This window comes from Fulvivirga sp. (genome assembly GCF_040220315.1).
In the GTDB taxonomy this organism is placed as follows: Bacteria; Bacteroidota; Bacteroidia; order Cytophagales; family Cyclobacteriaceae; genus Fulvivirga.
Genome location: NZ_JAVJUY010000218.1, coordinates 1 through 10,368 on the forward strand (window position 1 = coordinate 1; position 10,368 = coordinate 10,368).

Genomic DNA, 10,368 nt, shown 5'->3' on the forward strand with positions numbered 1-10,368 from the left:
CCTCACAGAATTCTGTGAGGCTTTTGTTTTACTTTTTCGAAGATGCTATTTGAAGCTCCAATCTCTTTATCTCTCTAATCAAGCGATTGGTATGCATTTCCATCCAATGCCAAAGCTTTACTGCCATAACACTAATAATACTCCACAAAGCAATACCTCCATAAATGAGCATTTCTTTAATTTCTGATGCATTGAAAAACTGAAAGGCACAGTAAACGAAAACACCGAATATGATAAAGGAAACTATTAATGTGAGTATGTAAATATTCTTATTTCTTCCTTGAAACACGCCAAGTGACATGTCTAATAAAGATTGCTCACCTAATTGATCATAATATTCAGCTTCTTCTTTGCTAAGCGCTTCATGAATGATCTTATCAATTTGTTCATCCGTGGTTTTCATAACTTTTCTTATTTATAATTTCTTTTAATTTTTCTCGTGCGTAAAATATTCTTGATTTAACTGTTCCTGTGGGGATATCCAATACGTTGGAAATATCCAATATCGACAGCTCTTCAAGGTAAAACAATGTGAGGACCGTTTTCTGCTCAGGAGGAAGCTTATTTAAATAAATCCGAACATCAGGCTGCTCACTTTCTTCATTAGGAGGTTGAATTTCTTCAGACGCCCGAATGTCATGATCTTTCTGAGATTTTTTAAACTGATCAACAATTTTATTGTACGTGATTCGAAACGCCCATGAATGAAATTTAGATGGTTCTTTTAAGTTGCTTAGCCCTTTAAATATCGATACCCAACTTTCCTGTACTATGTCCTTGGCAACGTCAAAGTCTTTCACATATCGGTAGGTAAATGCCAGTAGTTTTTTGTTCCATCGTTTTACGAGCAACTCAAAGGCTTTCTGGTCACCATCATTACATTTAATTATTAACAGCTCATCAAATACCTTCGATTTCCTCATTTAATTTAGTTTCGATGGTAAGACTACGATTTTACGTGAAGGTTCAATTTTGTAGAATATTTTATGAAAAAAAGCTTAGGCGAAAGTCTATTTCTCATACTGAGGCGTCTGATGCCCTTTGTAAATCTCAAATTCTACACGCCTGTTAAGTGGTTTGGTATGGTCTACACCTTTTACAGGTTTAGAGCTTCCATAACCCCGCGCTGTAATCCGATCTTCAGGCACGTTACCAAAATATACTAGGTACTCCTTAATAATGTCAGCACGTTCTTGCGATAGCTTCAAGTTAAACTCTTCACGGCCGTTGGAATCTGTATGCCCTGAAATATGCAGTTTAAAGTCAGGGTTATCCAATAGAAAGTCTGCCAGTTTATCTAAATCGTTATACATAGGAGTAGACATCTCGGCTTTGCCTTCCTCAAATTCTATCGATTCAAACTTTAACCTACTTGAAATGGGTGCTGTAGTTTTGTTCAACTGCAACTCACCATCCAGATAAAATATTTCTTCTATTCGAAAAAATTCCTCGCCTTGAAGAATGAGCAAATAGTTGTTGTTGTTTATCAAATCAAACTGAAAAGAACCGTCTGGCCTGAGAAATTTTGGGGCTACTTCTATTCCATTGTCGAGATCAATTATAGACACAATGCCTTTGAAAGGCTCCTTTGTTTCTTCATTAATTAGAGAGCCGGTAATGGTGGTATTAGCACCCGGCTGAGCTTCCATTGGTAGCGGAAAGGAATATAAATCAAGATTGTTCATATTGTTTTCTACTGACCTTGCGTAATACAGGTCTTCCGATTTTGAGTCAATAGTAAAATAAAACTCGCTTCCCGGGCCATTAACCAATGGGCCAATATTTTTTGGTTCTCCCCAATTCAGCCCATCATGATACGATTTATAAATGTCAAATTCACCAAAATTTAAGTTCTGACCGTTAGAACTGAAGTAGAGCACATCATAGACGTGGTGATAAAATGGACTGACTTCCGAATTACGGGTGTTAATAATTGGCCCCATGTTCACTGCTTTGCCCCAAGTATTATCCTCACGTTTTACACTATAATAGAGGTCTGACAACCCAAAACCACCCAATCGATCCGATGCAAAATACAACGTGTCTTCTGAGTGTGACAGGCTTGGGTGACTATCCCAGGCGATGCTGTTTACATTAATACCAAGGTTCTCCACTTCGCCCCATTTTTCGTCAAGTTGTTTTTTTGCCCAGTAAATATCGCAATCGCCTAAACCATCCGGGGCATTACAACGAGCAAAAAATAGTGTGTTGCCATCCCTGCTAATGGTAGCAGAACCTTCATTATATTGAGTGTTGATACCTTCAAATTCCTTGGCTTTACCCCAACTATCAAACTCGTTCGTGGTATAAAAAAGGTCTTCATCATGTACCGGGTCTAACCCCCTGTTATGTGAGTTTCTTTTTGATGTAAAAATGAGTTCATCATCATTTCCACTGAGCGTTGGGCCATAATCAGAAAGATCTGAATTAACAGTGCTGCCCATGTTGAGTAAGACACTCCGTGGGGGTCTCAGGGTATCAATTTCTTTGCGGTAATCAACAAGCTCATAGTAATATTCAAGTGGCACAAAATAGTCGCGATCATTCTCAGTAAGTTCTTCGTAATACAATTCTATTTCGCGTATGTCGATATCTTCCCGGTGATGCTTAAGTACTAGCTTGTAGAGCAGTTTTGCTTCAGAAAGATTGCCATATACTTCAGTTAGCTTGCCTAAGCGCCAAATAAAGTACGTATCTCTGTAAAAGTTTATCGCACCAAAATTAGATACATACTCTCTTAGAATGGGATAGAGTTCTTCCCATTTCTGTTGGTCATCTAACTTTCTGATTGTCTTTAATTTAGACTCATTTCGATAATAGGGTATCTTATTAAGATTGGGAAAACTAAAAAATTTAGAATCACTGAATTGCTTTAGCGTGTCGCTCAAAGAAACAACCCCTAACGATTTCTTTGTTTTCTTATTCTTTTGTGAAAATCCGGTTCCTGCAACCGTCATTATTAAAATGAGGCAGATTACATGCCTTAAAAAAAATCTATTCACTCCCACCCCGGTTTTAATGCTACTAATAAAGATGTTACAAAAATGTATTTTTATCAAGTTGTCAGTGGATTTGAGTTTGGCACAGGTATTGAAACTTTAGTAAACCTATTTAATTAGCGCAATTTAGACTAATTGTGTGTCAACATGACATATTTACAAAGAGAAAACAACATCTATGTTTAAGAATATATATTTTGGAGATCTTGTGCAGGGCGATACAGAAGAATTAATTCAAATAATGGATCCAGAGGAAGAATCTAAAATGAAGGAAGACGATATGCCTGATGAGTTAGGAATATTGCCTATTAGAAACACAGTACTTTTTCCTGGTGTGGTAATACCTATTACTGTGGGTAGAGAGAAATCTGTTAAGCTTGTTAAGAAAGCCAATAAAGGGAATCGAATTATTGGTGTAGTAGCCCAAAAAAATGGTGCTACTGAAGACCCGACTTCAAAAGATATCTACAAGGTGGGTACTGTGGCTAAAATCATCAAAATGCTTTCTCAGCCCGATGGGAACATCACTATTATCATTCAAGGTAAAAAACGATTTGAACTAGATGAAGTACTATCAGAGGATCCATACCTGACGGCCAAAGTAAAACTTTTAAAAAGTGTATTTCCTCCCAAAAAGAACAAAGAGGGTAAGGCCCTGATGCAGTCATTGAAAGATTCAGCGGCCAAAATTTTGAAATTGAACCCTGAAATCCCTCAAGAAGCTCAAATGGCCTTGGATAATATCCATGATTTAGGCTTTTTAACCCACTTTTTGGCTTCTAACCTTAATGCTGATGTTCCTAATAAGCAAAAGCTATTAGAAACCAATGATGGTTTTGAACGAGCTACTTTGTTGTTGGAGTTAATGCTTAAAGAAATTCAACTTTTGGAGTTGAAATATGATATCCAAAAGAAAGTGCATACCGATATTGATCAGCAGCAGCGTGACTATTATCTACGCCAGCAAATTAAGGTAATGCAAGACGAGTTGGGCAATGAAGGCCCGGATAGAGAGGTAGAGGAATTACGAAGAAAAGGCTTAAAGAAGAAATGGAGTGATGAGGTGCATCTGCATTTTAACAAAGAGCTTGATAAAATATTGCGGATGAACCCGCAAGCGGCAGAATATCCAGTAGCTATGAACTATGCAGAGTTACTGCTGGAGCTACCATGGGAAGAATTTACTGAGGATAATTTTGACCTCAATCGAGCACGAAAAATCCTTGATAAGGATCACTTCGGCATGGAAAAGGTGAAGGAGCGTATCATTGAATATTTAGCTGTTCTAAAGCTTAAAAACGACATGAAAGGTCCTATTTTATGTTTGTATGGCCCTCCTGGAGTAGGTAAAACCTCATTGGGTAGGTCCATAGCCAAGGCACTGAAGAGAAATTATGTCAGAATGTCATTGGGTGGTGTGCATGATGAGGCTGAAATTCGAGGACATAGAAAAACCTACGTAGGCGCATTGCCTGGTAAGATTATTCAAAACATAAAAAAGGCTAAATCTTCGAACCCTGTGTTTATTCTGGATGAGATTGATAAAGTTAACTCCAACTTTAGAGGAGATCCTGCTTCTGCATTGTTAGAGGTATTAGACCCCGAACAGAATCATGAGTTTAAGGATAATTACCTGGAGCTGGATTATGATCTATCTAAAGTGCTGTTTATTGCTACGGCAAACTCATTGGATACCATACACCCTGCATTGAGGGACAGGATGGAAATTATAGAAATTACAGGTTATACGTTAGAGGAGAAATCTGAAATAGCCAGAAGGCATTTGATCCCCAAGCAGAAAAAAGAGCATGGCCTCAAAGCCGGTGATCTTAAATTTCAGAAAAGTGGTATTACTAAGTTGATTGACGGATATACCAGGGAATCTGGTGTGAGAAATTTAGAGCGAAAAATTGGGGCAGTTGTAAGAAATGCAGCCAAATCACTGGCTATGGAGCAAGAATTTTCTGCTTCTATCACCGATAAAGAAGTGGTTGAAATTCTTGGGGCTGAAATTTTTGATAAGGAATTGTATCAGGGTAATGATGTTGCTGGTGTTGTAACCGGTTTAGCCTGGACGCAAGTGGGTGGTGAGATTTTATTTATCGAATCAAGCTTGAGCAAAGGGAAGGGTAAACTTACACTTTCTGGCCAGTTAGGGGATGTAATGAAGGAATCCGCTATGGCTGCAATTTCTTATTTGAGAGCCAATGCTGAGCACTATTTGATAGACTACAGAGTATTTGATCATTATGATTTACATGTACACGTTCCTGCAGGGGCTGTTCCCAAAGATGGTCCTTCGGCCGGTATCACTATGTTAACATCACTGGCGTCAATCTATACCCAGCGCAAGATAAAGTCCAAACTCGCAATGACTGGGGAGATAACTCTGAGGGGGAAGGTATTACCTGTTGGGGGCATTAAAGAGAAAATTTTGGCTGCCAGAAGAGCTGGTATAAAGGAAATCATACTTTCCACCAGAAATAAGCGTGATATAGCAGAAATTGATGATAAGTACATTAAAGGATTAAAAATCAACTATGTACAGGATGTAGATGAAGTATTGGAGATAGCTCTTTTAAAAGAAAAAGTAAAGAAGCCCATGCAATTTACCTTTCCCGAAAAGGTTAATATTGTAAACTAACAGATGTTAATGGGCTACAGATTAATTCTATTTGCTTTACTAATACCCTTTTTTGCTGCGGCACAAACAGGAGGTCAAACTTCCTACACATTTACAAATATACCTTCAAATGCCAGGTTGGTTGGTTTAGGCGGTGTAAATGTTTCATTGGCTAATGAAGATGTGAATTTGGCCTTTTCTAACCCCGCGCTAAGCGGAGACACATTAAGCGGCCTGGCTTCATTTTCCTACTTAGATTATTTTGCTGATGCCGGCATTGTTACAGCCATCTATCAGCACGATTTTGGTAAGTTTGGCTCATGGTTTCTGGGTGTTAATCATTTGGATTATGGAGAGTTTGATAGCTACGATGCCACTGGAGCAGACCTCGGCTCATTTGATGCAGGCGAAACCCAATTAATCTTAGGTAGCAATCATACCATTGGAGTATTTACATTAGGAGCTTCTTTAAAATTTTTGAACTCCAATATAGGAGGGTTTAGTTCATCTGCATTGGCATTGGATATGGGCGGCATTTTTAATCACCCAACTAAACAATTCACTGTAGGGTTAGTCTTTAAAAATGTGGGTGTTATCTTATCAGATTATTCAGATGCCAGTGATTCAAGGTTGCCATTTGATATTCATGTAGGTACAACGATAAAACCAGAATATATGCCATTCAGATTTTCACTTACGGGTTATAATCTAACGGACGGTGACATTGCATATTTTGACCCGAATAATAGCTCAGATGAAGAGGAGCCTGGTGCACTGGATAAAGTACTCCGACATGTGAACGTAGGAGTAGAATTACTGTTATCTAAAAACATTAACCTTCGTTTTGGGTATAATCATCTGGTGAGGCAAGAATTAAAACTGCCTGACACTGGCGGAGGAGCCGGTTTTTCCTACGGGTTAATGTTTAAAGTAAAGGCCTTTGAATTTTCTTATAGTCGTGGTGGTTATCATGCCGCAGGCGGGTCTAATAGCTTTACATTAACAGCCAATACGAACAAGTTTTTTAAGAATAGAAGAAGTTGAAATTATATGGACTCAAATAAATATTTAACACCAAAAGAAATTGTAGCAGAGCTGGATAAATATATTATCGGGCAAAATGATGCGAAAAGAAATGTGGCCATTGCGTTAAGAAACCGTTGGCGTAGGATGAATGTGAAGTCGGAGATGCAATCGGAAATTGTTCCCAATAATATTCTGATGATAGGCGCTACCGGAGTGGGTAAAACTGAAATCGCCAGAAGGTTAGCGAAAATAGCAAATGCGCCCTTCACAAAGGTGGAAGCCTCTAAATTCACTGAAGTTGGTTATGTAGGGCGAGATGTGGAAAGCATGGTACGAGATCTGGTTGAGCAGTCTGTGAACATGATAAAATCAGAGAAAAAGGAGGAAGTAAAGGTTAGAGCGGAACAGATTGTGGAAGATATCATTCTCGATGCACTCATTCCACCCATGAGAACAAATGGCGTAACAAAAAGTACTGCTGATGACAGTTCAGAAACAGAGCCTAAATCTGAGCAAGAGCTTAATGAGCGTACAAGAGAGCGATTCAGAGAGAAAATACGAAACGGTGAATTAGAAGATCGGAAAATAGATATTAATGTTCAGAAACCTGCCGGAGGTGGAGTTGGAATGATAGGCGGAGGTGCTATGGATGAGTCTTCTATGATTAATTTACAGGAAATGATAGGCAATATGATGCCCAAAAAGACGAAGAAGAGGAAAGTGTCCATTGCGGAAGCCAGAAAAATTTTAATGGATGAGGAGTCTCAAATGTTAATTGATATGGACGAAGTGAAAGAAACGGCCATACGCAGAGCAGAGAATACAGGAATAATCTTCATCGATGAGATTGATAAAATAGCGAAGAGTGGCGGCCAGAAAAGTGGGGCAGATGTAAGTAGGGAAGGTGTACAGCGAGATTTGCTTCCAATTGTAGAAGGTAGTGCCATCAATACCAAATATGGAATAATCAAGTCTGATCATATATTGTTTATTGCAGCGGGGGCATTTCATGTGGCCAAACCATCTGATCTAATTCCTGAGTTGCAAGGTAGATTCCCAATACGAGTAGAATTAGAAAATTTAACCAAAGACGATTTTTTCCATATATTAATGGAACCAAAAAATGCTTTAACAAAGCAATATATGGCTTTACTGGAGTCGGAGCAGGTAGAACTTACATTTCAGGAAGAAGCATTGGACGAAATAGCCCAAACAGCCTTTGATATTAATACCGAGGTAGAGAATATTGGAGCCAGAAGACTCCACACTGTCATGAGCAGACTATTGAATGAGTTTTTATTTGATGTGCCTGATAAAATAGGCCCTAATGCAAAAATTGTAATTACCAGAGAGCTAGTGAAGGAGAAATTGAGCGGATTAGTTAAAAATAAAGACCTGAGTGAGTTTATTTTATAAATTTGAAAGCGGCTTCGATTATATGTACCGTATGCTTTTGTGCTTTTAACCAAAGTGTTTTTGGCCAATTAGCCCTCTTAGATTCAATTGCCCAGGTTAAAAAAGAAGAATATCACGAAGCGCGTAGGCTGTACATAGAAGAATCGCACGATAAATGGTACATAAAGCCAATTATTACGCTCCGCACACTTAATCTTGATATTACGGATGAAAACCAAAATGTTCCGGACATACGCTACTCGCCTAGCTCCAATAATTTTATGGGCATTGGTTTGTATGCATTCGACTTAAATATTGAGCTTTCATTTAAGCTGCCTCAAGATGAAAATCAAACCCCAACAGAAATTTTTGGGAAAACAGACTCTTTTGATTTTCAAACGAATATTTATGCAAAAAAATGGGGGGCAGATGTAGCCTTTCAAAGATACAACGGCATGTACATGGAAGATCCGCAAAACCATTTTGACGACTGGCAAGGTGGCGATCCGTATCCAATTCGGGATGATCTATCATTACGTTACCTTCAATTCAATGGATTTTATATTTTTAATCACAAACAGTTTTCATTCCGCTCGCCTTACACACAGGCAGATAGGCAATTAAAAAGCGAAGGGTCTTTTTTACTTTCTTTTTTCGTGTCTAACTTCAGGTTCTCGGCAGACTCTACACTTATCCCACCATCGGCACGCGCGGCCTATCCGCTTAATAATGATTTAAGGCGAATGAGGGTAACTACATTGGCACTAATGCCCGGATATACCTATACACTTACCAAGAGCAACTTCTACATTAACGGGGCTTTATCCATAGGCCCAGGCCATTTATGGACAGCCTACAACAGAGGGGATTTTTCAGAAGAAAATATTGGGTTTAGGCCCGTAGTTAATTTTCGTGGCGGTTTTGGTTACAACGGTTCGCAATTCTTTGCAGGTGCTTCTGGCTTCTTTCAGTTAGTTTCTGCCAAACTCGATAATACCAATATTGCTAGTGCATCAGGTAATATTAAACTCTTTGTAGGAATACGTATTGAAGAAAAGGGATTTATGAAAAAAAGTATTTTCTAAATACTATTAAGCCCCACATCTTAAGGCCGATTACAATCGGTTGCACAATTTAAAGACAATTCTACGTGTATTAAAGCTCACAATAACAAAGCAATGATTTGTAGCTGTTCAGTACATTGTGAGTCGATTTTCGCGTTAGAATCAAAATAAACAACATTCCCCAACAATTTTGTAGTAGTGGTTTTAGAGAATTGATGTAGTCGATTTTTAGGAATCACGCGCGTTAAGGAGCTAGATTAGAGATACTGTATTTATAACATTTGGCATTTTACAATGTTGATCAACAAATACAGTAATCGTTTGCAATGAAATATAAAACGATTGCGGAGCGGTTTTAGAAAATTTAGTTAACCAAATAATAACAGATGAAAAATTTTATACTCTTAGTTGGTGCCATTCTGACATCAATAAGTTTAATGGGACAAGATGTCTACACGGAGGACTTCAACACAGATACATCGGGTGACTGGACGAAGGCCGGAGACCCAATGGATGAGGCAAGTATTTCTTGGTCTGCTACTGGTGGAGATGCAGGTTCTGGTGCTTTGGTACTTTCAGGTACGAATACCGATGGTGTTAACGGTAGAGGCTTCATATTTGAAGTAATTAATTCGGGAATCGATTTTACTGATGTGACTGATGTTCAACTTCAATTTGATTTGAAAACCGATGGAGCATTAGTAGGTACTGCAGTTCACTTAAGAACTAATTTCCCAGGAGCTGGTTTTGCAGAGAATTTTGATTTACAAACGCAAGGTTTGAATGATGCGACTTTCACCAGTTATGCACTTGATTTTAGCAGTATTTCAGGTGGAGCATCAGAAAGCTTTACTTACGGATTTGTTTTAGCTGTAGGTGCGGGTTTGGATTTTGGAGGATCTCTTCTGGTAGAAAATGTTAGGCTGGTTGATATGAGTGGAGGTGGGGGGTCGTCTTCTGCTTTCCCGGTAGATTTTGAGGACGATGGTGCACCATATACGTTTGGAGATTTTGGTGGAGGTACATCAACAATTATAGACAACCCCGATGCCAGTGGAATAAATATGAGTGCAAAAGTGGCACAAATGGAAAAATTTGCAGGAGAAACGTTTGGTGGAACAACCCTAACGCTTGATGCGAATATAGACTATGCAGAAGGCCAGGTGTTTAAGATGAAAGTGTGGGCATCCAGAGAAGTGCCTGTAACTTTTAAATTAGAGCAAGGTGGAGATATTACAAGGATAGTAAATCACACAGGCTC

The 10,368-nt window shown here is 38.7% G+C and carries 7 protein-coding genes and 1 pseudogene; 5 read left to right on the forward strand and 3 right to left on the reverse strand.

Annotated elements, in window-relative coordinates:
* Positions 1-28 precede the first annotated feature (28 nt).
* The 3 genes from RLO81_RS10670 to RLO81_RS10680 form a co-directional block, all read right to left on the reverse strand.
* Positions 29-403: a DUF6768 family protein gene (locus RLO81_RS10670; RefSeq protein ID WP_350111237.1), complete on the reverse strand. Its 375-nt coding sequence runs from the start codon at positions 401-403 to the stop codon at positions 29-31.
* The gene (locus RLO81_RS10675; RefSeq protein WP_350111240.1) at positions 387-923 is read right to left on the reverse strand and encodes an RNA polymerase sigma factor; all 537 of its coding nucleotides are present in this window, start codon (positions 921-923) and stop codon (positions 387-389) included. Before RLO81_RS10675 ends, RLO81_RS10670 begins: the two co-directional genes overlap by 17 nt.
* 87 nt (positions 924-1,010) lie before the next feature.
* On the reverse strand, positions 1,011-3,002 hold the full coding sequence (locus RLO81_RS10680) for an OmpA family protein (RefSeq protein ID WP_350111243.1): 1,992 nt from the start codon (positions 3,000-3,002) through the stop codon (positions 1,011-1,013).
* Between the two features lie 175 nt (positions 3,003-3,177).
* On the opposite strand from RLO81_RS10680, the gene lon reads away from it, so the two are divergent.
* From lon to RLO81_RS10705, 5 genes and pseudogenes are all read left to right on the forward strand, one after another.
* A complete protein-coding gene (lon, locus tag RLO81_RS10685) occupies positions 3,178-5,643 on the forward strand; it encodes an endopeptidase La (protein WP_350111246.1) in 2,466 nt (821 codons plus the stop codon).
* Positions 5,644-5,652: 9 nt separating this feature from the next.
* Entirely contained in the window at positions 5,653-6,666 is a 1,014-nt protein-coding gene (gene porQ, locus RLO81_RS10690; RefSeq protein ID WP_350111249.1) for a type IX secretion system protein PorQ, read from the forward strand.
* Positions 6,667-6,672: 6 nt separating this feature from the next.
* Complete coding sequence (hslU, locus tag RLO81_RS10695; protein WP_350111252.1) at positions 6,673-8,064, forward strand: ATP-dependent protease ATPase subunit HslU; 1,392 nt, start codon at positions 6,673-6,675, stop codon at positions 8,062-8,064.
* 2 nt (positions 8,065-8,066) lie between these two features.
* A complete protein-coding gene (locus RLO81_RS10700; RefSeq protein ID WP_350111255.1) occupies positions 8,067-9,128 on the forward strand; it encodes a DUF4421 family protein in 1,062 nt (353 codons plus the stop codon).
* Positions 9,129-9,493: 365 nt separating this feature from the next.
* Positions 9,494-10,368, forward strand: a pseudogene (locus tag RLO81_RS10705) (hypothetical protein); the annotation flags it as partial.